The 22,225-nt window shown below is 58.6% G+C and carries 16 protein-coding genes; 6 read left to right on the top strand and 10 right to left on the bottom strand.

The window, feature by feature from the left end; translation table 11 throughout:
- Positions 1-25 precede the first annotated feature (25 nt).
- Both iadA and V8L71_RS13715 read left to right on the top strand, forming a co-directional pair.
- On the top strand, positions 26-1,168 hold the full coding sequence (iadA, locus tag V8L71_RS13720; RefSeq protein WP_336274460.1) for a beta-aspartyl-peptidase: 1,143 nt from the start codon (positions 26-28) through the stop codon (positions 1,166-1,168).
- Positions 1,169-1,246: 78 nt separating this feature from the next.
- Entirely contained in the window at positions 1,247-2,065 is an 819-nt protein-coding gene (locus V8L71_RS13715; RefSeq protein WP_336274459.1) for a TraX family protein, read from the top strand.
- A gap of 20 nt (positions 2,066-2,085) precedes the next feature.
- On the opposite strand, the gene V8L71_RS13710 is transcribed toward V8L71_RS13715, so the two are convergent.
- From V8L71_RS13710 to purE, 3 genes are all read right to left on the bottom strand, one after another.
- The gene (locus tag V8L71_RS13710) at positions 2,086-3,660 is read right to left on the bottom strand and encodes a diguanylate cyclase domain-containing protein (protein WP_336274458.1); all 1,575 of its coding nucleotides are present in this window, start codon (positions 3,658-3,660) and stop codon (positions 2,086-2,088) included.
- Between the two features lie 175 nt (positions 3,661-3,835).
- Positions 3,836-4,957, bottom strand: coding sequence for a 5-(carboxyamino)imidazole ribonucleotide synthase (locus V8L71_RS13705; RefSeq protein WP_336274457.1), 1,122 nt, complete (start codon positions 4,955-4,957; stop codon positions 3,836-3,838).
- Positions 4,958-4,968: 11 nt separating this feature from the next.
- Positions 4,969-5,484, bottom strand: coding sequence for a 5-(carboxyamino)imidazole ribonucleotide mutase (gene purE, locus V8L71_RS13700; protein WP_176302002.1), 516 nt, complete (start codon positions 5,482-5,484; stop codon positions 4,969-4,971).
- 218 nt (positions 5,485-5,702) lie between these two features.
- Here purE and V8L71_RS13695 point away from each other — a divergent pair, with 218 nt between their 5' ends.
- Positions 5,703-5,975: an XRE family transcriptional regulator gene (locus V8L71_RS13695; RefSeq protein ID WP_008958942.1), complete on the top strand. Its 273-nt coding sequence runs from the start codon at positions 5,703-5,705 to the stop codon at positions 5,973-5,975.
- Between the two features lie 82 nt (positions 5,976-6,057).
- Here the strand turns inward: V8L71_RS13695 and V8L71_RS13690 are convergent, their stop codons facing one another.
- From V8L71_RS13690 to V8L71_RS13665, 6 genes are all read right to left on the bottom strand, one after another.
- Positions 6,058-6,234: a hypothetical protein gene (locus V8L71_RS13690; protein WP_008958941.1), complete on the bottom strand. Its 177-nt coding sequence runs from the start codon at positions 6,232-6,234 to the stop codon at positions 6,058-6,060.
- A 43-nt stretch (positions 6,235-6,277) separates the two neighbouring features.
- Entirely contained in the window at positions 6,278-6,511 is a 234-nt protein-coding gene (locus tag V8L71_RS13685) for a hypothetical protein (protein WP_083832267.1), read from the bottom strand.
- 113 nt (positions 6,512-6,624) lie between these two features.
- Positions 6,625-7,821, bottom strand: coding sequence for a chromate efflux transporter (gene chrA, locus V8L71_RS13680; protein WP_176302001.1), 1,197 nt, complete (start codon positions 7,819-7,821; stop codon positions 6,625-6,627).
- Positions 7,822-7,910: 89 nt separating this feature from the next.
- The gene (ilvD, locus tag V8L71_RS13675) at positions 7,911-9,593 is read right to left on the bottom strand and encodes a dihydroxy-acid dehydratase (protein ID WP_336274456.1); all 1,683 of its coding nucleotides are present in this window, start codon (positions 9,591-9,593) and stop codon (positions 7,911-7,913) included.
- Between the two features lie 102 nt (positions 9,594-9,695).
- Entirely contained in the window at positions 9,696-10,214 is a 519-nt protein-coding gene (locus tag V8L71_RS13670; RefSeq protein ID WP_336274455.1) for an RES family NAD+ phosphorylase, read from the bottom strand.
- Positions 10,211-10,642 carry a DUF2384 domain-containing protein gene (locus V8L71_RS13665; protein WP_336274454.1) on the bottom strand — a complete coding sequence of 144 codons (432 nt, stop codon included), beginning with the start codon at positions 10,640-10,642 and terminating at the stop codon, positions 10,211-10,213. Before V8L71_RS13665 ends, V8L71_RS13670 begins: the two co-directional genes overlap by 4 nt.
- Before the next feature lie 177 nt (positions 10,643-10,819).
- Between V8L71_RS13665 and recC the strand changes: the two genes are divergently transcribed.
- Positions 10,820-14,437: an exodeoxyribonuclease V subunit gamma gene (recC, locus tag V8L71_RS13660; RefSeq protein ID WP_336274453.1), complete on the top strand. Its 3,618-nt coding sequence runs from the start codon at positions 10,820-10,822 to the stop codon at positions 14,435-14,437.
- Between the two features lie 5 nt (positions 14,438-14,442).
- Here the strand turns inward: recC and pncB are convergent, their stop codons facing one another.
- Positions 14,443-15,624 carry a nicotinate phosphoribosyltransferase gene (pncB, locus tag V8L71_RS13655; protein ID WP_176301995.1) on the bottom strand — a complete coding sequence of 394 codons (1,182 nt, stop codon included), beginning with the start codon at positions 15,622-15,624 and terminating at the stop codon, positions 14,443-14,445.
- A 159-nt stretch (positions 15,625-15,783) separates the two neighbouring features.
- On the opposite strand from pncB, the gene recB reads away from it, so the two are divergent.
- Both recB and recD read left to right on the top strand, forming a co-directional pair.
- Positions 15,784-19,689: an exodeoxyribonuclease V subunit beta gene (gene recB / locus V8L71_RS13650; protein WP_336274452.1), complete on the top strand. Its 3,906-nt coding sequence runs from the start codon at positions 15,784-15,786 to the stop codon at positions 19,687-19,689.
- 46 nt (positions 19,690-19,735) lie between these two features.
- Positions 19,736-22,030, top strand: coding sequence for an exodeoxyribonuclease V subunit alpha (gene recD, locus V8L71_RS13645; protein ID WP_431313181.1), 2,295 nt, complete (start codon positions 19,736-19,738; stop codon positions 22,028-22,030).
- The last annotated feature ends 195 nt before the right edge of the window (positions 22,031-22,225 follow it).

The raw sequence follows: 22,225 nt of genomic DNA, 5'->3' as shown, positions 1-22,225 counted from the left end.
TAAGTTTAGAAAAGTAAGGAATGCGATGCTAACGCTCGTTAAAAACGCTCAGCTTTTCACCCCAGAGCCTCGTGGCCTATGCCACATATTGATCGCCGACCAGCGCATTGCAGCGATAATCGATGCCGCTGAAACGTTTAATCTGGGCTCACTGATTACCACGGTAGATCTTGAGGGCAGGCGCGTCATTCCAGGCTTGGTAGATCCGTTGGTTCATTATATTGGCGGCGGCGGCGAAGGTGGTTTTGGCAACCGCACGGCGGAACTCAGCCTTGAAGAAGCCTGCGCCTCTGGAGTAACCACCTTAATAGGCGCACTGGGCACCGATGCGCTAACCCGCACCCCTGCTAATTTAATTGGCAAAGCACGAGAGCTTGCCGCAGGCGGTTTAACCACCTACGCCTATACTGGCTCTTACCAACTCCCTCCCGTGACCTTGACCGGGTCGGTAGCCAGCGACATTCTCTATATTCCTGAGTTTATCGGGGTGGGTGAAGTAGCGATTAGCGACCACCGAGGCTCCCAACCCAGCACTCACGAACTCACGAGGCTAGCGTCTGATGCACGCACCGCGGGGCTGCTGGCGGGCAAGTCGGGGATTGTGTTTATTCATACCGGCGATGCTGACTCGCACCTTGAGCCACTACGCAGTGTCGCTAAGCAGAGCGCCATCCCACTTGCGCAGTTCTATCCGACCCATATCAACCGCACACCAGCACTGTTCGAAGATGGCCTGCGGTTTGCCCGCGAAGGCGGCCGCATTGATTTCACCACGAGTACCACGCCGGAGCTATTGGCGGGCGGTGAAGTGCCTGCATCAGAGGCGGTTGCCCGTGCGCTTAGTGCGCGTATTGAGCCTGCACGTATCAGCCTCTCATCAGATGCCAACGCCTCGCTGCCGCAATTTGACGAACAGCGCCGCTTTATCGGCTTAAAACCGGGTAAACTAAGCAGCCTGTTTGACGTCCTGGGTGAATGTATTAATGAGCACCAGATCAGTGTGGAGAACGCTCTTCGCTGCGCAGCTACTTCTGCCGCCGACACATTAAAACTGCCTCATAAAGGCCGCCTGTCGACCGGTAGCGATGCGGATTTTATTGTGCTTTCAGACGGACGCTGGTCGATTGACCAAGTGTGGGCGTTAGGTAAGCCTATCTACATGGACTGAACTCGAGAAGCACTGGCGGCGAACTAGCACAGGCATTGCGGGTCTTTACTCCATAACAGAACCCTACAAGGAGGTACCATGGTTGAAAAATCAGCCGCCCACTCGGTGGCTCAAGAGGCTGCTGCGACACTGCGTCCCTCTTCTCACTGGACAGGCTGGGGCCAGTGGCTGGCGCTGCTCACCATGACCATTGATCACCTCACTCGCTACATATTGCCCGGTGACTGGGATTTGAGCTGGGCGGGGTCTTCCATTGGCCGCATTGCCTTCCCTCTGTTTGCCGCCATGGTCGCTTGGCATGGGCTGTTTAATACCCGCAATCCGCTGCGCTACTCGCGCCGAATTTTGATTATCGGTTTGGTCGCCCAGCTCCCCTATATGATGATGCCGCGGACGTCAGACACATTCATTCTGAATGTCTGTTTTACCCTCGCCAGCGGCTTAGCCCTGGGCGCGCTCGTGCGCCAAGGTTGGCAGCACTACCAGCAGCAAACCCTCACCATGCCCTGGCTGTTAGCCGGTGCCGCGCTAGGCGTTACGGTGTGGTATCTGCTGGGGTTCTGGGTCGAATATGGCCACAATGGGCTGCTGCTGATTCCGCTATTGATGTTTGCCATGCATGCCTTGAGCCAAGCGGACAGTGACTTTCAGTCGCGCCTGTGGGCCGGGTTAGCGGCGTTTCCCGTTCTCTGGATTGCTGGGCAGATGAATGCGTCTGACATGGCCAAGTCATTTACTGTAGGCACTTGTGTGGTGGTGCTGATACTTGCCGCAGGGGCGGCCCAGCGCATCCCTGCCATTAACTTGGCAATGCCGCGGCGTCTATGGTTAGCGTGGTATCCCGGCCATTTTGCATTAATCGCGCTATGGCTATTGCTGAGCGGGCAGATAGCGTAACAGGTCCTTTCAACGCCGCTTTAATGCATGGCATCCCGCATCCAGGGCTTAAAGCGGCGCAGGCGTGCGCGCCCTTCCGTTTTCGCGCGGTACATCGCAATATCGGCCTGCTTAAGCAATTCTTCATCGTCACAATCAGCCGCCATAAAGCAGGTGTATCCCATGCTGGGTGTTACCTCCACCCAGCGGCTTTCAAGCCGATAAGGTTCAGAGAGCGCCTGCTGAACAGCGCGCATATAAGCCTCAGCAGCGGCTTCCATGTCTACCTCAGTCTCTTCTTCAAGCAGCGCCAGCAGGACAAACTCGTCGCCGCTAAGCCGTGCGGCCATGTCGCCTTCGCGCAGGCAGCCTTCTAGGCGGCGGGCTACTTGTACCAGCAAATCATCCCCGGTGGCGTGCCCCCAGGTATCGTTAATCAGCTTGAAGCGGTCTAAATCTAAAAACATCAACAAACCGCCCTGCTGTTCAGTTTGCTGCTCATTGCAGAGGGTAGCTAATCGCTCTATAAACAGGCGACGATTGGGCAAGTCAGTGAGTGAGTCATAGTAGGCTTGACGGTAAATAATCGCGTCGGCGCGCTTACGCTCGGTAAAATCTTCGATAATCGCTACACCGCCAACCATCTCGTTACCTGCGCTATGTACGCCATTGAAGAAGGCACGCAGAGGCGTTCCCGCGCTAGCCTTGGGCAGATAGTAGGTTCCTTCGTAATAGCCAGTGCCTTTGACTAGTGCGTTGCGCACAGCCTTTGCCACTCCACTATCCGCCGAATGGGATAACATGCGATAGCCGAGCAACTGCGCACGGTTAACACCCAAGATATCCAGCAGTTTGCTATTACAGTCAGTAACTTGGCCATGTTCATCAAAATGCAGCACGCCCAGCGGCGAACGTTGAAAGATAGAGCGGTAGCGGTGTTCACTTTCTTGCAACTGCACTTCGCGAGCAGACATACTCACCCGCAGGGCAATATTGTCGTGAATAATGCGGCTTAGGCGTCGGCTGGTAGTAATAATCAGGCCTAAAAACAGGCTTAGCATGGCGCCAATGAGAATTGCCAGTGATGACCCTAACAACAAAAACTGCACCAGCAAGGGCAGTATAATCGGCAACACAAAGCCAAGCGAAACCCACCATACGGCAGAAAGCGTTGTGACGCCGCCAGCGGCAATACCGGCCAGTACAATCGAAAGCGCGGCTACCTGGCCGTGATTTTCGCCGGTAAACAGAACTATCCCACCAGCACCCCACACGCAGCCAGCCGCAATCGCCCCGATACTGAACCGGTGTAACCAACGGCGGCGCTGCTGTTGCTGCGCGGGTAAGCGGCGAAAATAGTAGGCCAAGGCAAGGCGAGCCAACGACACAAAGGTCAAGACAGCAAGCCAGGTCAGCAGTATCCAGCTCGCCACTACCGGCCACATGGCAGCCACTAACAACACCCCTGCCAATACACTGCTAAGCACGGGCTGCCATAAGTTATCGTACAGAAGACGTACTTTCTCGCTGTGTAAACGTTTTACGGTGACATGATGATCGCGCTGGAAACCACTACGCATCCCCGACGCAGTCCCCATAGTTGAGGAGTGAGACATACCGACTACCCGCCTAATGAAAAAGTGCTATTAGATTCAGCTTAGTTAGCTGATTTTTTGTAGTTCCTTTTTAGCGCATTTAGGTAGTTTTAGCGATATAAGTTGCGTACTTGGTCAACCACCGACCCATTAAGTAAGCAAAAAAGCCGCTTGCTGGGCAGGCGGCTTTAGAGCACTACTGTTTGATTGAAAAACTGAGATCTGGAGGAGGAGCATCCGGCAACAAAGCGCTACAGGCGCGAACTTTCTCAAGCAGTTCGGCATGGTTGGGTGCCAGGATATTGACGTGGGCGAGTTTGCGCCCGGCACGTTCTGCTTTGTCATAGCGATGCAGGTGCGTGTTTGTAAGCGCCAGGATCGCCGCATTATCCCCCTCACGGCCAATCACATTAATCATGCACGTGGGGGCTATCGCCTGGGTATCGCCCAACGGCAAGCCCTGAATAGCACGCAGATGATTCTCAAACTGGCTGGTCACCGCGCCGTCCATCGTCCAGTGGCCGGAGTTATGTACGCGTGGGGCCATTTCGTTGGCCAGCAGGCTGCCATCACGAGTTTGAAACAGCTCTAGCGCCAGCACCCCCACGTAATCCAACTCATCTAACAACGCACGAATATAGCTATCGGCGGTTTGCTGAACATTAGCATCCAGATCCGGTAGCGGCGCTACCGAGTAACGCAGAATGCCATCCACATGCTGGTTTTCTGCCATGGGGTAGAACACCACCTCACCATCGCGACCGCGCACGGCAATCATCGAGACTTCGCGCACGAAATCGACAAATGCTTCAACAACTAGCTGCGGATGGCCAATAGCTGCCCATGCATCTGCCGCCTGCTCAGGCAGTTTCAATACCGACTGGCCTTTACCGTCGTAGCCTTCCGTGACCGATTTAGCCACCACCGGGCAGCCCAACTCACGGGCGGCAGCTTCGAGCTGCTCGGCACTTTCTATCACTCGGTAAGCGGGCGTGGGGATGCCTAAACGGTCAAATAGGGTCTTCTCTTCAACCCGGTTTTGGCATACTTCAATCGCACGGCTACTGGGGTAAACCGGCTTATGCTGCTCAATCTCACGCACCAGTTCCACTGGCAGGTGTTCAAACTCGTAAGTCACCACATCCACCTTGGCTAAAAACTCAGCCAGATGCTGGTTATCAGGGTCGACAATGACATCGCCAATGCCTGCACTGGGGTTACCCGTGGTATCTAAAAAAGTGAAGCGATTGCCCAGCGGATAACCCGCTAGCGCCAACATACGGCCTAGTTGGCCTGCGCCTAGTACACCGATATTCATAGACAGCCTCCTTATTCTGCTTCTGGATCGGGACGCGGATCCGGATTATCGAGTACTTTCTGGGTCTGCTCAGCGCGAAACGCCTCGACCGCACTGCGCACAGTGGCATCTTGTAAGCCAACAATCTGCGCCGCCAGCAAGCCTGCGTTAGTGGCGCCCGCCTTACCAATTGCCAGCGTCCCCACTGCAATGCCGCCCGGCATCTGCGCAATCGAAAGCAGTGAATCCAAGCCTTTAAGCGACTTAGACTCTACCGGCACACCCAGCACGGGCAGCGGCGTTTGCGAGGCCACCATGCCAGGCAAGTGAGCAGCACCACCAGCACCCGCCACAATCACTTGTAGGCCGCGCTCGGCCGCACTCTTGGCATAATCGAACAGCAGGTCCGGCGTGCGATGCGCCGAGACCACGCGGGTTTCATAGGCCACGCCCAAACGCTCCAGCATGGAGACAGCGTGCTCCATGACCGGCCAGTCAGACTTAGAACCCATGATCACGCCCACCTTGGGTGTGCTGTTCGACGACATGCAAAACTCCTCGGCCCAACGGCCTATAAAAGCGATACTAAATTGAAAAACGGCGTGTACCGGCCCAGGTACACAGCAAAATAGGAAGACGCCTAGTTTACCAGAGCTAGCGCGTTTGCGGGCTTTGCAGAAATCGTGAAATTTTCATCAAAATAGGCATTGAAATGCGCACGAGTTGGCGGCATTGTGTGTTTGTCATTTCAGACTGTTGGAGCCACATGAGCACGGCACGCGCAACTGCCACTGCGGAACAGCTAGATCCTCCGCGAAGCAGCCCTGACCTCGATGTCAGGGAACTTGAAAAACGTACGCGACTAATGCGTATTATTACTCGTCTGATCGCTGTATCAGACTTAGGAAGCCGAGAAATTGCCCGCCGGGCAGGGCTTCCCGTTCAGAAAATTAGCGACCTGCTCGCTGGAAGGCTTGAGCACCTGGGAGTGGATGAACTTCACGCCCTGCGTCGCACCTTAGAGCTGGAGGCGCCATAGCCAATAGCTGATCAACGCCTCGCTCTCGCGAGGCGTTTTTATTTGCTGGGCTAGTTTTGATGGATTAGCTAGGATGGACTAGTTAGTCTTCGCGCTGCTCTAACGCCTCGGCAGCCTGAATTGCCTCTTTCTTAGAGGTGTGCTCGGAAACAACGACTTCGTTTTCAGGCACTGTTTCATCAATCACCAACCATCCGGTGATGGTTTCTTTAAGATCACTGGCTTCAATGACCGGTTCGATACGAGCTTGTCTAGACATTGTGGTCTCCTTGTCAATGTGGGCAGTTACGCTGTGTCTATGGCTAAAATTGCGCGTTACTGAATCCGTCCATTACCTCTTCACCTGCACTCTCTTCACCCTCGGCTGGGCGGTTAAGCTCACTACAGGGGCACCCTTTATGAACACAATCGCTTCCCCCAGGGTGACCAGCAGCACAGACCTTACAACAATAGGCGCGACCTTCTGTGATGACCGCCTGCTCGCTGGAGACGTGATGCTCACAGCCAGGACAGGCACAGACTCCCATGTCCGTCATGATAACCCCTCCCTCGTTAGCCATAATTGGCGACATATTTAGCGTAGAAGACAATGCCGAGGGAGGGAAAATTCAGCGTGCGTGTTTATACACACAGCGTGTTGAAATTGACGTCACGGCAGTGGGATAAAGACACCTGCGATTGCCACCAGCGCGACCACCAGCCAGGCAGGCAGCTTCCACACGGTCAGCAGTAAAAATCCCGTAAGTGCCAGAATAAACTCATAAGAGCCGATGATCGCGCTGGTCCATACCGGTTGATAAAGCGCTGCGCCTAAAATCCCCACCACCGCTGCATTGGCACCGCGCATTAGCGCCTGAGCGCTGCCCCACCGACGAAATTGGTTCCAAAACGGCAGTACGCCGACCAGCAGTAAGAAGCCTGGGATAAAAATTGCCAGCAGTGCCAACAAAGCTCCCACTACCCCATTCATGCCGGGCAGCAGCGCGCCCAGATAAGCCGCAAACGTGAATAACGGCCCAGGCACTGCTTGCGCTGCGCCGTAACCGGCCAAAAACTCATCGGGCGTCACCCACCCTGACTGCACCACCTCGGCTTCTAATAGCGGCAGCACCACATGTCCGCCACCAAATACCAGCGCACCTGAGCGGTAAAATGCATCGATCACGTTAAGCCAAACAGCACTGCCCGCCATCACTGGCAGCAGAACCAGCAGCCCGCCGAATAGCCCCAACGCGACCACGCCTGCCCGGCGGGAAACCGGAAAATGCAGCGGTGCGCTTTCTGCTATGGCGGCGCTATTCCGGCACAGCGCCAGCCCAACTAAACCACCCAGGACAATCGCCGCAACCTGTCCTAGCGGGCCGCTTACCAGCACCACCGTGAACACAGCAGCCAAGGCAATCCCAGCGCGGGTTTTATCCGGGCAGAGGTTACGCGCCATGCCCCATACGGCGTGGGCGACGATCGCTACCGCGACCACTTTTAAGCCGTGGATGATACCGCTGGCGATGGGGCCATCCAGCACTGCAGCCCCCAATGCGAACAACAGCAGAATAATCGCCGAAGGCAGCGTAAAGGCCAGCCACGCCATGGCCGCGCCCCATGGGCCAGCACGCATTAGGCCAAGGGCAAACCCCACCTGGCTACTCGCAGGGCCCGGCAGAAACTGGCACAGCGCGACCAAATCAGCGTAGGCACTTTCGGTTAACCACTGACGCCGCTCCACAAAGGCGGTACGAAAATAACCCAGATGTGCCACGGGTCCGCCAAAAGACGTTAAGCCCAGCGCTAAGAATGCCCAAAACACCTCGCCTATGCGCCTACGTATCTGCGTTTGCTCCACCATCCATCCTCACCGTTTATCCAATAAAAAAGCGCAAGGCTTATATGCTAAGCCTTGCGCTTGACGTCTTGATGACACCCGCCGATAAACCGTTACTCTTGGTCTGTTACCGCGCCGGTGCTAGCGGAGCTAACAAGACGTGCATACTTAGCAAGCACGCCGCGGGTATAGCGAGGTTCTGGTTGTTTCCACGCCTCGCGACGACGCAGCAACTCTTCGTCAGACAAATCCACCTCAATGGTATCGGCCTCAGCATCAATGGTGATGGTATCGCCATTCTCTACCAACGCCAGCGGGCCACCGTCGAATGCTTCCGGCGACACATGGCCGACCACGAAACCGTGACTGCCACCCGAGAAACGGCCGTCGGTTATCAGCGCCACATCGTTACCCAAACCGCGGCCCATAATCGCCGAGGTGGGTGTGAGCATTTCGCGCATACCGGGGCCGCCTTTAGGTCCTTCATAGCGAATCACCACGACATCGCCCGCGACGACCGTGCCATCGTTAATGCGCGCCTGGGCTTCTTCTTCCGAGCCAAAGACCCGTGCCGAGCCTGAGAAGCGCGTGCCCTCTTTGCCGGTAATTTTCGCGACCGCGCCTTCCGGTGCCAAGTTGCCGTAAAGCATGCGCAAATGGCTTTCTGTTTTGATCGGGTTGCCCAGCGGGGCAATAATCGGCGGCTCGGCAGGGTAAGGGGCTACATTGGCCAGGTTCTCTTCCAACGTTTTGCCGGTAACGGTCAAGCAGTTGCCGTTGAGCAGGCCTGCATCCAGCAGCATTTTCATCAGCGGCTGAATACCGCCAATCGCCACCAGCTCGCTCATCATGTAATGGCCGCTAGGGCGCAAATCCGCGAGTACCGGCACGCGTTTACCAATCTCGGTAAAGTCCGCCAGGGTCAATTCCACACCGATGGTGCGCGCCATACCAATCAAGTGCAGCACCACATTGGTAGAACCACCCAACGCGATGGTCACCGTAATGGCGTTCTCGAACGCCTCGCGGGTCATGATATCGGAAGGTTTAATATCGTCGGCTAGCAGCGCCAGCACGGCTTCGCCCGCCGCTTTACAGTCGTCGCGCTTCTCCTGAGAGATAGCATTTTGCGCAGAGCTGCCCGGCAGGCTCATGCCCAAGGCTTCAATGGCCGAAGCCATAGTGTTAGCGGTGTACATACCGCCACAGGAACCGGGGCCAGGGATCGCCGTTTCTTCGATGTTTTTAAGCTCGATCAGGTCGATATCACCACGGGAGTGCGCGCCCATCGCCTCGAACACCGAGACGATATCGGTATGTCCTTTGCCGGGCATAATGGTGCCGCCATAGACGAACACGCTGGGACGATTCAAACGCGCCAGCCCCATCAAGCAACCGGGCATATTCTTATCGCAGCCCCCAATGGCCACCAGGCCATCAAAGCCTTCGCAGCCTGCCACCGTCTCGATGGAGTCAGCAATCACTTCCCGCGACACCAGCGAATACTTCATACCCTCGGTGCCGTTAGCAATACCATCGGAAATCGTGATGGTATTGAAAATTACACCCTTACCACCGCCAGCATCGGCGCCATCGCGGGCAAACTCGGCCAGCTCATTAATATGGCTATTACACGGCGTCACCATGCTCCAGGTAGAAGCAATACCCACCTGAGGCTTTTTGAAATCGGCATCCGTAAAGCCCACCGCGCGCAGCATGGCGCGGCTAGCGGCTTTACCAGGGCCATCAACCACAGGAGCAGAGTGGCGGCGGGAGTTTTGCGATGAATCTGACATTAGAAATCTCTCTTAGCGTTGTTCACGGTATCCGCATAGCTTGGCGATGCCACGGCGTTCGCGCAAGGGAAGAGGTCGCATAAGTAAGTTTTTTAAAAGTAATTATTCCCAAGAGCGTGCATCACGCGGCAAGTCGCCTTTCGGATCATAGACCTCTAGGCTATCGCTTTCTGTTAGCATTTCGGTATAGAGAACGAGATTAGTACCTGAAGCATGTGCCAAAGAAGGAAAAAGTATCCCCTTGGCACCCTGTTCCAACGCCATATCGCCTAATAGCCAGCTAGGCGGCTCAATGCGCCGATTAAACCAATACTTACGCCAGTCACAGTTGAGCTCTTGCCACAGGCTATCCCATTTCGAGTGATAGCCTGCTCGAAAATCGACAATATGAGTCACACTCACCGAATAGCTAACAATCAGCCCAGGTGGCATCAATGCAGAAAGCTGCTTGTACTCCGCTAACGCTGTTTGCTCCTCGAGAGAAAGATATAAAGCATCCACACCAACTCGGTTCAGCCGCCCACCATGCTCTCTAGCACCACCCCCACTGGTAGGCGAAAATGCCCAGCGTGGAACATGTACACGGTATGCCTGAGTTTTCAGCTCCGGCAGTACTATCATCCCACGACACCTGCTTGCAGCGCCTGAACATAGCGCAGAAGATCATCTGCGCGCCCTTCACTGACGAGCTGCTCGGGTGTTTTATAGTCAAATGCGCTAAGCGGCTCGTTGCGAAACCAAAACAGAGCATCATGGAAATCACCATTAATATCCGCCGCTGCACCGAGCACACGAAGTGCATCACGCAAATAACGTTGAAGTTTTTCTGCCCCTTGGGCACGTGAGATCGTCGTACGATGAACATGCGCTTGGCTGGCCAGCGTTTGGATATCGATGCTCAATGCACTGGCAAATAACCTCGGGTTAATCAACGGGTGGCGCTCTTGTCGAGCAACACCCTTTAAGTCAGCCAAAAACCGCTCGAACGAATCAGGCACCAGATACCGGTTCGGCTCATTCAATGACTCTTTTACATTGCCCACTGCCATTGGCAACCTCCTGCTACGCTTATACAGCCGATATACAACCTATATGCATCATATTTTCATCATAGCAGCTATAAAACTGGACGCTAGGGTTTCAAGCTTAAGAACTAAACTTATGGCACCATACACTGAGCCACTCTGCCCTGGCCGTGAAGGAACCTCCATTAAGGAACATCGTGCATGTCTGCAAACTCGCTGCTCTCACAAACGCCGTTAACGCCGGGCTTTATGGTCGTGCACGCCAATCGCCTGGAAGACCTGCGCGGCTTGGCGGTGGAGTGGATGCGCCTACACCCGCTCTCGCCGCTGGAGAACGAGACTATTCTGGTGCAGAGCAACGGCATTGGGCAGTGGCTAAAGCTGGCGCTAGCGGAAGACCCAGCCCAGGGCGGGGCGGGCATAGCCGCGGCGTTGAACGTTACGCTGCCCGCGCGTTTTCTGTGGCAGGCTTACCGCACAGTGCTGACGCACTTAACCCACGACGAGCACGCAGTGCCGGAAACGTCGCCGTTTGATAAGTCGCGGTTGATATGGCGCTTATTGCGCCTGCTGCCCAGCCTTGCCGAGCAGGAAGCCTTCGCGCCGCTGGCGCGCTTTTTAGAGGTCGATCGCGACCAGCGAAAGCACTACCAACTGGCCGAGCGGCTGGCGGATCTGTTCGATCAATACCAGGTGTATCGCGCCGATTGGCTGGACGCCTGGGCCAAGGGTAACGACGTGCTGATCACCGCCCGTGGCGAAGCCCGCCCGCTGGAAGCGCACCAGCTCTGGCAGCCCGAGCTCTGGCGTGCCCTGCGCGACGATGTGGCGATGACGCAAGGCGACGCAGGCCTTAACAGCAGCCGAGCCCAGGTACACAGCCGCTTTCTGGAAGCCGCCGAACAGCTTGAAGGCCAAGCGTGCCCGCACGGATTGCCCCGGCGATTGATCATTTTCGGCATCTCGTCACTGCCGCAGCAAACCCTCGAAGCCCTGGCGGCGCTGTCGCGCTGCTGCCAAATTGTGCTCTGCGTGCACAACCCCTGCCAGTATTACTGGGCGGATATCATCGAGCACAAAGACCTACTCCGCGCCAGCCGCTACCGCCAGCGGCGCAAGGCAGGCATGCCCGACGCCCTGGACGTACTCGGCACCGGCGATGCCGACGACGCCCTGCACCTGCACGCCCAGCCGCTGCTGGCCGCCTGGGGCAAGCAGGGGCGCGACTACCTGCGCCTGCTTGACGAACACGACGACTCCGGCAACTACCAAACGCTATTCGAGCAGCAGGCGCTGCGCATCGACATGTTCGAGCCCTTTAGCGGCGAAGAGCGCCACTGCCTGCTCAGCCAACTGCAGGACGATATCCGCGAGCTGCGGCCGGTAGCAGAAACCCAAACCCACTGGCCCGCGCTAGACCCGGCCAGCGACGACTCCATCGTGTTCCATATCGCCCACGGCCCCCAGCGGGAAGTGGAGATTCTTCACGACCAGCTGCTGGCGGACTTCAGCGCCGACCCGGATCTGCGCCCGCGGGATATCATCGTCATGGTGCCGGATATCGACCGCTACGCACCGCATATTGAAGCCGTGTTCGGCCAGTACCGCTCCGCTTTCGGTGGCTATCACGCGAACGCTAGACCCGACGACCCGCGTTACATTCCCTACACGCTGTCGGATCAGGCCAGCCGCCACCGCCTACCGATGATGATCGCGCTGGAAAAACTGCTGCGCCTGCCGGAACTGCGCCTTTCGGTAAGCGACCTGCTGGATCTATTGGAAGTCCCCGCACTGCGTGCACGCTTTGGCATCGATGAATATGACCTGCCCACCCTGAGCCGCTGGATTGAGGGCGCGGGCATTCGCTGGGGGCTTAACGCAGAGCAACGGACACGTCTTGACTTACCCGAAGGACTGACCCAGAACACCTGGGCCTTTGGTCTGCGTCGCCTGCTGCTGGGGTACACCGTAGGCAGTGCCGACGCGTGGCAAGGCATCGAGCCATTCGACGATATTGGCGGGCTGGAAGCCTCCCTGGCAGGCCCCCTGGCAAATCTGCTGGAAAAGCTGGAAACCACCTGGGAAACCTTCTGCCAGCCCACCGATACCGCCACCTGGGTGGCCCGGCTGCGCGAGCTGCTGGAAACCTACTTCCTGACCGACGATGCACAAGAGAGCGTGATGCTCACCAAGCTGGAAACCGCGCTACAGCAGTTGCTGGACAGCACCGAAGAGGCCGCGCTTCATGATCCCCTGCCGCTCTCCATGGTGCGCGAACACTGGCTGGGGCAAATCGACGAACACAGCCTTTCCCAGCGCTTTCTAGCGGGTGCGGTCAACTTCGCCACGCTGATGCCGATGCGGGCCATTCCCTTCAAGCACGTATGCCTGCTGGGCATGAACGATGGCGAGTATCCGCGTTCACAGCCGCCGCTGGATTTCGACCTGATGGGCAGCGACTACCGCCCCGGCGACCGCTCGCGGCGGGAAGACGACCGCTACCTGTTCCTGGAAGCGCTGCTATCCGCTCGCCAGCAGCTTTATATTAGTTGGGTGGGCCGCAGCCAGATCGACAACAACCCCATGCCGCCCTCGGTGCTGGTCGGCCAACTGCGCGACCACCTGGAAGCGGGCTGGCACACCCACAACGGCGAGCCGCTGCTGGAAGCGCTGACTACCGAGCACCCGCTGCAGCCGTTTAGTCGCCGCTACTTCTCTTCCAAAGCCAGCGATTCCCCCGCCCAAGCACGTCTGTTTACGTATGCCCACGAGTGGCACGCCCTGCACACCCCCAGTGGAGAAAGCACCCAAGGCTCACAATCACCAGAGCTAAAAGCGGACAGCGAACAGCAAAGCACGTTAACTCTGGCCCAGCTAGGCAGCTTTTTACGCGACCCCGCGAAGGCCTTTTTCAACACCCGTCTTGGCGTCTATTTCGAGCAGGAAGCGCTTACCCAACTGGATGTCGAGCCCTTCACCCTGGACGGGCTACAGAACTGGCAACTACAGGATCAGTTAATCGCCGCCCAGCGCCACGCCGTGGATAACGGCCAACCGCGCATGGAAGCACTGCACGCTGCGCTGGAACGCTTCAAAGGCCAAGGCGTGCTGGCCGTGGGCGCCTTTGGCGAGCGGATGCGTGAAGCGCTGGCGGAACCGATGGAGGCACTGTTCGGTGCCTACGAAGAGGCGCTGCAAGAGTGGCCACACGTGGTAGCAGCACCGCAGGCAGTGCATGTTGTTGAAAAAACTGAAGGAAAGGTAGCGCTGGAAGATTGGCTGGGGGAACTGCGCCAGGATGAGGCGGGCAACCGCTGCCGCCTGTTACTGCTCAGCAGCAGCCTGGTCAGTCAGGGACGCGGCCGTGGTCAATACCGCTGGCAGCACCTGCTGCGGCCCTGGGTCGCGCATCTGGCGGGTAATAGTGAGCGCCCGATGACCACCCAGCTACTGTCCAAAGCAGGCCATGTGCGGCTGGAACCGTTAGAGGCCGAGAATGCCCGCTACCAGCTACAAAACCTGCTAAGTGCCTGGTGCGATGGCATGCAGGCCCCGCTACCGCTGGCGCCCCAGGCCGCTTTCGCCTGGTTGGCGAAGCTAGGTACGCCGGAATCCGAACCGGATAGCGATGCCTACGCCGCCGCCGAAACCGCCTACGAAGGCGGGCGCTTCCAGACCGGCGAAGTCGCCCAAAGCGCCTACCTTTCCCACCAGTGGCCGAGCTTTGAACGGCTGGTCAGCGAGCAAGCGCTAGGCCACCTTTTCGCCACACTAACCGAGGCGCTCTATTCGCCGCTGCATCGTGCCGTTAAAGGCTGACAAGCCTAATGGCTCTTCCAGCCCAGGGTTAATACCCGCTTCGCCAGCGAAATCATCTCCGGGTCGCCGGTGTGCTTGTCCGGTACATCGGAGAGCTTGATCACCGGCAGCCACTGCTGCCCTTCCGGGCGCGCCTCGACCATCTTGATCACCATGTTCATCGGCTCGACGCCCACATCATTGGTGAAGTTGGTGCCGATGCCGAACGCCATACCAATCCGGTCTTTGCAAAACGCGTGAATATGCTCGACCTTCTCCGGCGTCAGCGCATCGGAAAAGATAATCGTCTTGCTCAACGGGTTGATGCCCAGGCGCTCGTAGTGGGCGATGGTCTGGGAGGCAAAATCAATCGGGTCGCCGCTGTCATGGCGCACGCCATCGAACAGCTTGGCGAATTTCTTATCGAAGCTATCGAAGAACGCCCGCGAGGTGAACGTATCGGTCAGGGCAATGCCCAGATCACCGCGATACACATCCACCCAATGCTCGAGGGCAAGGCTGTTGGCCATCTTGAAACCAAAGCGGGCGCCGTGGAACATGAACCACTCATGGGCGTGGGTGCCAATCGGCTTAACCCCATGGCGCATGGCCAGCAGCACATTGCTGGTGCCGCTGAACGCCTCGCCGCCATTGTGGCAAAGTGCGCCCACCACACGGTCATGAACATCGAACGAGAAGCGCCGACGGGTGCCGAACTCGGCAATCTTCAACCCAAGACGGCGGTAGAGTTCGATCTTCTCCTGGGCGCGCTGTTCGATCATTGCATCGGCCTCATGGGTGACCGACACACCCCGCAGCCGATACCAAAGCTCGCTGATCAGCGCCATCAACGGCACTTCCCACAGAATGGTGCGGTACCAGGGCCCCTCGATAATCACCGAAAGGTCACTGCCCTGCTGCTCGATAATCACCTCGGCAGGGTCGTAATGAAACCCGGCCAGGAAATCGAGATAGGTAGGGTCGAGATAAGGGCAGGTTATTTCGAGATAGCGCTTTTCCTCATCACTCAGGCGCAGCATCGCCATCTGATCCACTTCGCGACGCAGCGCATCACCGAAGCCATCAGGAAATTCGTGCTCGCCACGATTGATAAACGCATAGCGCGCCTGGGCATAGGGAAAGCGTTTGATCACGGCGTTCTGCATCGTGATCTTGTAAAAGTCATTATCCAGCAGCGATGTCAGCATGAGATCCCATCGTTAGAGTGAACCGAAGCCGCCGGTAGCGTAAACTCATTGCACCAAGAGTGGCTCGGCGACAAGATTATCAGGTGGCGGGGCTCTCATACAGTCTAGGCCCCACGTTGGGCCGATTTGCTTTCTGCTGCCAGCGTCCGGAGATCAGTGATGAGCCAGCCAGCACCACTCAATCCACTAAGCCTCCCACTCCACGGCAGCCGACTGATAGAGGCAAGCGCTGGCACCGGTAAAACCTTCACCATTGCCCTGCTCTACGTGCGGCTGGTACTCGGTGGCCACAGCGTTGACGACGATACCGCGTTTATCCGCCCGCTCACGCCGCCGGAAATCCTGGTCGTTACTTTCACCAACGCCGCCACCCAAGAGCTACGCGAACGGATCCGCAACCGGCTGGTAGAAGCAGCAGAAGTATTTCGAGCTGAGGAAATAGATGGAGGGGCGCCGGGGGCAAGCCGTAGTGGAGGTCATTCAACAGGGATGTTGAATGTAGCGCCCAGGGATGGGTTCACAGCGCCTCCACGTAGGCTTGTCGCCGGGGAAGCCCCGGTTGCACTAGATCCGTTGCTCCTAGAACTCCGCGACCAATACGCCCCCGCCACCTGGCCCGCCTGCTCGCGGCGCTTAGCGCTGGCCGCGGAATGGATGGACGAAGCCGCGGTTTCCACCATCCACAGCTGGTGCTACCGCATGCTGCGCGAACACGCCTTCGACAGCGGCAGCCTGTTCTCCCTCAACCTGGAAAACGACCAGCGCGAACTCGAACAGGAAGTGGTGCGCGACTACTGGCGCAGCTTCTACTACCCGCTGGATAGCGACGCCCTCGGCATTGTCACCCGCTACTGGAAATCACCGGACGACCTGCACGCACCGCTGCAACGGCTACTGCCCGAAAGCGAAGCGCTGGGCGACGAAAAGCCCGAACCCAGCGAGACCCTGGCCGCTACCCAGGCCGAACGCGCCGCAAAGCTCAGCGAACTCAAAGCCCCTTGGGCCGCCTGGTTGGATGATCTGGTGCCCGCCCTGGAAGACGCCGCAACGCGCAAAGCCTTCAAGGGCCAAAGCTTTAACGCCAAAAGCCGCGCCAACTGGCTAAGCGCACTACGCGAGTGGTGCGAAACGGAGGCCGACCGCCCCGCGCTCACTGACGCCGCCTGGAAACGCATGACGCCAGACGGCATGGCCGATATCTGGAAAGAAGGCGCACCGCCCTGCCCGCAAGCCTGGGAAGCGCTGGCACAGCTACCGCAAGCGCTGGATGCCCTGCCCGAGCCACGCAACGACCTGCTGATTCACGCCGTACAGTGGTGCCGCGCCCGGCTGGAGCGCGAACAGGAGCGCCGCGCCGAGATGGGCCCCAACGACCTGCTCACTCATCTGGATCGCGCCCTGAAAGGCCCCAACAAAGAAGCCCTGGCCGCGCAAATCCAGCGCCAGTTCCCCGTGGCACTGATCGACGAGTTCCAGGATACCGACCCGATCCAGTACCGCATCTTCAACGCCGTGTATGACGTCGCAACGCCCCGGCGCGACAGCGCCATCCTGCTGATTGGCGACCCCAAGCAGGCGATCTACGCCTTCCGTGGCGCGGATATCTTCACCTACCTGCAGGCCCGCGAAGACACCGATGGCCGCCACGTCACGCTGGGCACCAACTTCCGTTCCAGCCGCGCCATGGTGGAAGCGGTCAACCACTGTTTCAGCTACGCCGACCAGCATGATGCCGGGGCTTTCCTGTTCCGCGCTGATGGCGGCGACAACCCGCTGCCGTTCAACCCCGTTAACGCCAAAGGTACCAAAGAGACGCTGGTACTCAACGGCCAACCGCTAGCAGCGATGACCCTGTGGCCACTGGAAAGCGACGAGCCGCTCTCCAAAACCGCCTACCAAACGGAGATGGCCGAGCGCTGCGCCTCGCACATGGCCATGTTTTTGGAAGCAGGCCGCCAACAGCAGGCGGGGTTTGCGAAGGTCGCTGATGGCGATGACGATAACGGAGAGCAATCACTCACTCCGCTGGCCCCCTCAGACATGGCCGTGCTGGTCAACGGCCTGCAGGAAGCGCGAGCGATTCGTCTGGCGCTGGCCAGCCGGGGCATCAAGAGCGTCTACCTTTCCGATCACGACAAGGTGTTCAGCTCCCCCATCGCTCCGCAGCTAGCTATTTGGCTGCGCGCCTGCGCCGAGCCCCAAGCCAACTCCCGCCAGGCGGAAGCCAAGCTGCGCGCCGCCCTGGCAACGCCGGTGCTGGGGCTCAGCCTTGAAGCACTCGACCACCTCAACCAGAGCGAACTGGCCTGGGAAGCGCGGGTCGAGCAGTTCAGCGACTACCACCGCCTGTGGCAGCGCCAAGGTGTGCTGCCGCTGGTGCGCCGATTGATGGTCGATTTTGATATCGCTGCGCGGCTGCTGGGCGAGTTCGCCGAGGGTGAGCGTTTGCTAACCGACCTGCTCCACTTGGGTGAAATGCTCCAGCATGCCAGCCAGGAGCTGGATGGCGAACACGCGCTGATTCGCTTTCTAGCCGAGGCCATTGCCGACCCGGATAGCCACGGCGACAGCCACAAGCTGCGCCTGGAGAGCGACGCCGACTTGGTCAAGGTAGTGACCATTCACAAATCCAAGGGGCTGGAGTACCCGTTGGTGTTCCTGCCGTTTATCGCCAACCACCGCCCGGTCAGCGACACCGACCTGCCGCTGCGCTGGCACGATAGCGACGGCACGCTGCAACTCAGCCTGAGCGCCGATGAGGCCACGCTGGCCACCGCCGACCGCGAACGCCTCGGTGAAGACCTGCGCAAGCTCTACGTCGCGCTCACCCGCGCCCGCCACGCCACATTGCTAGGGCTGGCGCCGCTAAAAGGCAGCGAAAACAGCGCCATCGGCCACTTGATCAACGGCGGCAAGGCCATTGCCCCCCGCGCGTTTACCCAGGCGCTGGGCGAACTGGTGAAAGGCAGCGATATTGATTTAAGTACCGCCCCGGAACCCACCGCGCTGCGCTTCACCCCGGCGCCGGAACAGCAAGCACTGGGCCACGCCCGCACCCCGCTGCGCCCCGCCCGTGAACAGTGGTGGATCGCCAGCTACTCGGCGCTGCGCACCTCAGGGGCTGTCTCTGAAACGATGCCAGGGGCGGCGCAGCCAACGCCCACGCCGGAACCTACCACCCCCCAGGAAGCCACCACCCTGGAAGTGCTGGACGAGCCCCACGACAACGCCATCAACACCGAGGCGTTTCACCTGCACCGGTTTCCACGAGGGCCTGGCCCAGGCACTTTCCTGCATGGATTGCTGGAGTGGGCGGGCCAACTAGGCTTCAACAAAGCGCTAGAAGACCCCGCCGCCAGAGAAGATATGCTGCGGCGGCGCGTGCAGCTGCGCGGCTGGCAGGCATGGCACGACACTCTGGCGGGCTGGCTGGAAGAACTGCTCGCCACGCCGCTTCCCCTGCCTCACTCTCTTTCACTGGCCCCGTCCCCGTCCCTGACAGAGCCCAGCGAAGGCAGCCAAGTGGCGCTATGCGAACTCGAAAGCTATCAGGTGGAACTGGAGTTCTGGTTTGCCGCGCACCAGGTACAAACACGCAAGCTGGATGAGCTAGTCAGTGACCACTTACTGCCAGGGGTATCGCGCCCCGTATTGGATGCCGACACCCTCAACGGCATGCTCAAGGGCTTTATCGACCTCGCCTTTGAGCATGAAGGCCGCTTCTACGTGCTCGACTGGAAATCCAACTACCTGGGCAGCGACGACAGCGCCTACACTGCTGACGCCCTGCGCGATGCCATGCTTGAAAAACGCTACGACCTGCAAGCGGCGCTGTATATGCTCGCCCTCCACCGGCTGCTCAAAGCGCGCCTGCCCGACTACGACCCGCACCAACACCTGGGCGGTTCGATGACGGTGTTTCTGCGCGGCAGCCGCACCACCGCCCGTGGCGTGCACTCCGTGCCTGCGCCGGTCGCGCTGATCGAAGCCCTGGATGCACTGTTTACCGGCACAGCGGCAAACGCAACAATAGAATCAACAACAGGCCAAGAGGCATTGGTATGAGCACAGGTATGAGACAACAGGTATGAGCAAAAGAAACAACGCTTCCATGAACCTTGACCTGTTCGCCGATGACGCGCCAGCCGCTGCACCTGATTCAACCGCAACGGTAACGCCACCGACAGAATCAGCCGTCAGTGCTACCCAACCGCACCCCGCGTTAAGCGATACCTCCGCGCTATTCGTACTGTGTGAACGCTGGGTTTCCCGTGGCTGGCTGCGGGACCTGGATCTGGCCCTGGTGCGCTTTCTCGACCGTGAAACCCAAAACGCCCCGCCGCTGCTGTTACTGGGCGCAGCGCTAGCCAGCCACCAACTTGGCCGTGGCCATGTCTGCCTGGATGTAGCCGCGACGCTGGAAGCCCCGGATTTTGCGCTTTCGCTGCCACCGGAAGGCGACGACCTCAACGACCCGCCGCCGCTACCCAGCCACGTGCTGGCCACGTTAACGCTGCCCGAATGGCAGGCCGCGCTCAACCACCCCACACTGATCAGCGACGGCCCCGGCAATACACCGCTGGTAGTGAGCCACAGCGACAACACCAGCAAACTCTACCTGCGCCGCTACTGGCAGTTCGAGCAAACCCTGCACCAGGAAATCGCCAACCGCCTTTCCGGCGAAGAGGGTTTTTGTAGGAGCCCAATTCATTGGGCTATGGGTGACGATAGTCACCCCGGTATACTCTCCCAAGCCCTAAACATCCTCTTCGAACCCACCACCACCCTGGATTGGCAAAAAGCCGCCTGCGCCCTTGCTGCCCGCAGCCCGTTTGCGATCATCACCGGCGGCCCCGGTACCGGCAAAACCACTACCGTGGTGCGCCTCCTGGCCCTACTGCAAACCCTACAACTGGCCCAGCCCAACGCCCACCCGCTACGCATTCGCCTAGCTGCTCCCACTGGCAAGGCTGCCGCACGGCTAAATGAATCCATCGCCGGGCAGGTGAAGGACCTACCCCTTAGCGGGTTGGAATCGCTATTAAATGAGCAATCAGCCGCTTCCTCATCGAACGCAATCGACATTCCCACGGAAGTCACCACGATCCACAGGCTACTTGGCGCCCGCGCCGACACCCGCCACTTCCGCCACAACGCCGCCAACCCGCTAGCGCTGGACGTGCTAGTGGTGGATGAAGCCTCGATGGTGGATATCGAAATGATGACGGCGCTGCTCAGCGCCCTACCCGCCAGCGCCAAGCTGGTGCTGCTGGGGGATAAAGACCAGCTGGCATCCGTGGAAGCAGGCGCCGTGCTGGGCGACCTGTGCCGCCGCGCCGACGCCGCCCACTACACACCCGCCACGGCGCAGTGGCTAGCCGAGCTCACCGACCACCCACTGCCAGAAGCATTAATCGACCCGGACGGCCAGCCGCTGGACCAAGCCATTACCATGCTGCGGGTAAGCCACCGCTTTACTGAAACAAGCGGCATCGGCCAGCTCGCCCAGGCGATTAACCAGCCGCTAAGTGAGACATTGCGGGAACGGGATAAACACCAAGCCGTGCATGGCGTACTGAATAGCGGCTATGCTGACCTGCACCACCTGGTGTTAAAGCCCGACGCACAAAACGAAGACAGCGCCCTGGAGCGCCTGGTGATCACCGGCAGCCCGGAACGTTTTCCCAACGCAGGCGAAGGCCGCACCAATTTCAAGGGCGAGCCAATGGCACCGCCCACCGGCTACCAGCACTACCTGAATACCCTAGCGAGTGAACGGCCTGATACCACCTTGGCATTTGAAGAGAACGGGGAAGCTTACGATGCCTGGGCGAAGCAAGTACTTAATGCCTACAGCCGCTTTCAGCTGCTGTGCGCACTACGCAAAGGCCCCTGGGGAGTAGAAGGCTTAAACCTGCGCATCGCCAAAACCCTGCGCCGCGAAAAGCTGCTGTTCGGCAACGACCACACGTTAGAGAAAGGCTGGTTTGAAGGCCGCCCGGTGCTGGTCACCCAAAACGACTACGGCCTAAAACTGATGAACGGCGATATCGGCATCACCATGGCGGTGCCTGATCCCCGCTCTTCATTAGGAACGCCAGGAAGAATGCTATTAAGAGTCGCCTTTCCGACCAGCGACCCCGAAAACCCGATTCACTGGGTACTGCCTTCCCGCCTACACGCGGTAGAAACCGTGTTCGCGATGACGGTACACAAATCCCAAGGTTCGGAGTTCCAGCACACCGCCCTACTGCTACCGCAAACACCCAACCCCATCCTCACCCGCGAGCTGGTCTACACCGGCATCACCCGCGCCCGTGATTGGCTCACGGTTGTCGAAGCCAAGCGCGGGATATTGAATGATGCGGTGACTAGGGAGGTTATGAGGGTTAGTGGGTCGGTGTAATCAAAATTGGAATTACCGTTGATGGTGGTGTCGATTTTCGGTCATAAGCGGTCTTTTAGTCGTATCTAATATAAGTAAGCGCGCCATAAACCCCATCTACCCACATTAACGTAGGCTGATCACACTGATGGTCTCTTTAATTTTGGAGATCATCATGAGCCGCGAACTCAATTCCACTCAAGCATTTTGGCTAGG

This window comes from Vreelandella indica (assembly GCF_037070225.1).
In the GTDB taxonomy this organism is placed as follows: Bacteria; Pseudomonadota; Gammaproteobacteria; order Pseudomonadales; family Halomonadaceae; genus Vreelandella; species Vreelandella arctica.
Note: the sequence above shows the minus strand (reverse complement) of the source record. Positions and strands in the feature narration are given on the sequence as shown.

What these genes read in the sequence shown, in the direction of transcription:
- iadA (WP_336274460.1), top strand. Translation starts at nt 26, where the DNA reads ATGCTAACGCTCGTTAAAAACGCTCAGCTTTTCACCCCAGAGCCTCGT.
- V8L71_RS13715 (WP_336274459.1), top strand. Translation starts at nt 1,247, where the DNA reads ATGGTTGAAAAATCAGCCGCCCACTCGGTGGCTCAAGAGGCTGCTGCG.
- V8L71_RS13710 (WP_336274458.1), bottom strand. Translation starts at nt 3,660, where the DNA reads ATGTCTCACTCCTCAACTATGGGGACTGCGTCGGGGATGCGTAGTGGT.
- V8L71_RS13705 (WP_336274457.1), bottom strand. Translation starts at nt 4,957, where the DNA reads ATGAATATCGGTGTACTAGGCGCAGGCCAACTAGGCCGTATGTTGGCG.
- purE (WP_176302002.1), bottom strand. Translation starts at nt 5,484, where the DNA reads ATGTCGTCGAACAGCACACCCAAGGTGGGCGTGATCATGGGTTCTAAG.
- V8L71_RS13695 (WP_008958942.1), top strand. Translation starts at nt 5,703, where the DNA reads ATGAGCACGGCACGCGCAACTGCCACTGCGGAACAGCTAGATCCTCCG.
- V8L71_RS13690 (WP_008958941.1), bottom strand. Translation starts at nt 6,234, where the DNA reads ATGTCTAGACAAGCTCGTATCGAACCGGTCATTGAAGCCAGTGATCTT.
- V8L71_RS13685 (WP_083832267.1), bottom strand. Translation starts at nt 6,511, where the DNA reads ATGACGGACATGGGAGTCTGTGCCTGTCCTGGCTGTGAGCATCACGTC.
- chrA (WP_176302001.1), bottom strand. Translation starts at nt 7,821, where the DNA reads ATGGTGGAGCAAACGCAGATACGTAGGCGCATAGGCGAGGTGTTTTGG.
- ilvD (WP_336274456.1), bottom strand. Translation starts at nt 9,593, where the DNA reads ATGTCAGATTCATCGCAAAACTCCCGCCGCCACTCTGCTCCTGTGGTT.
- V8L71_RS13670 (WP_336274455.1), bottom strand. Translation starts at nt 10,214, where the DNA reads ATGATAGTACTGCCGGAGCTGAAAACTCAGGCATACCGTGTACATGTT.
- V8L71_RS13665 (WP_336274454.1), bottom strand. Translation starts at nt 10,642, where the DNA reads ATGGCAGTGGGCAATGTAAAAGAGTCATTGAATGAGCCGAACCGGTAT.
- recC (WP_336274453.1), top strand. Translation starts at nt 10,820, where the DNA reads ATGTCTGCAAACTCGCTGCTCTCACAAACGCCGTTAACGCCGGGCTTT.
- pncB (WP_176301995.1), bottom strand. Translation starts at nt 15,624, where the DNA reads ATGCTGACATCGCTGCTGGATAATGACTTTTACAAGATCACGATGCAG.
- recB (WP_336274452.1), top strand. Translation starts at nt 15,784, where the DNA reads ATGAGCCAGCCAGCACCACTCAATCCACTAAGCCTCCCACTCCACGGC.
- recD (WP_431313181.1), top strand. Translation starts at nt 19,736, where the DNA reads ATGAACCTTGACCTGTTCGCCGATGACGCGCCAGCCGCTGCACCTGAT.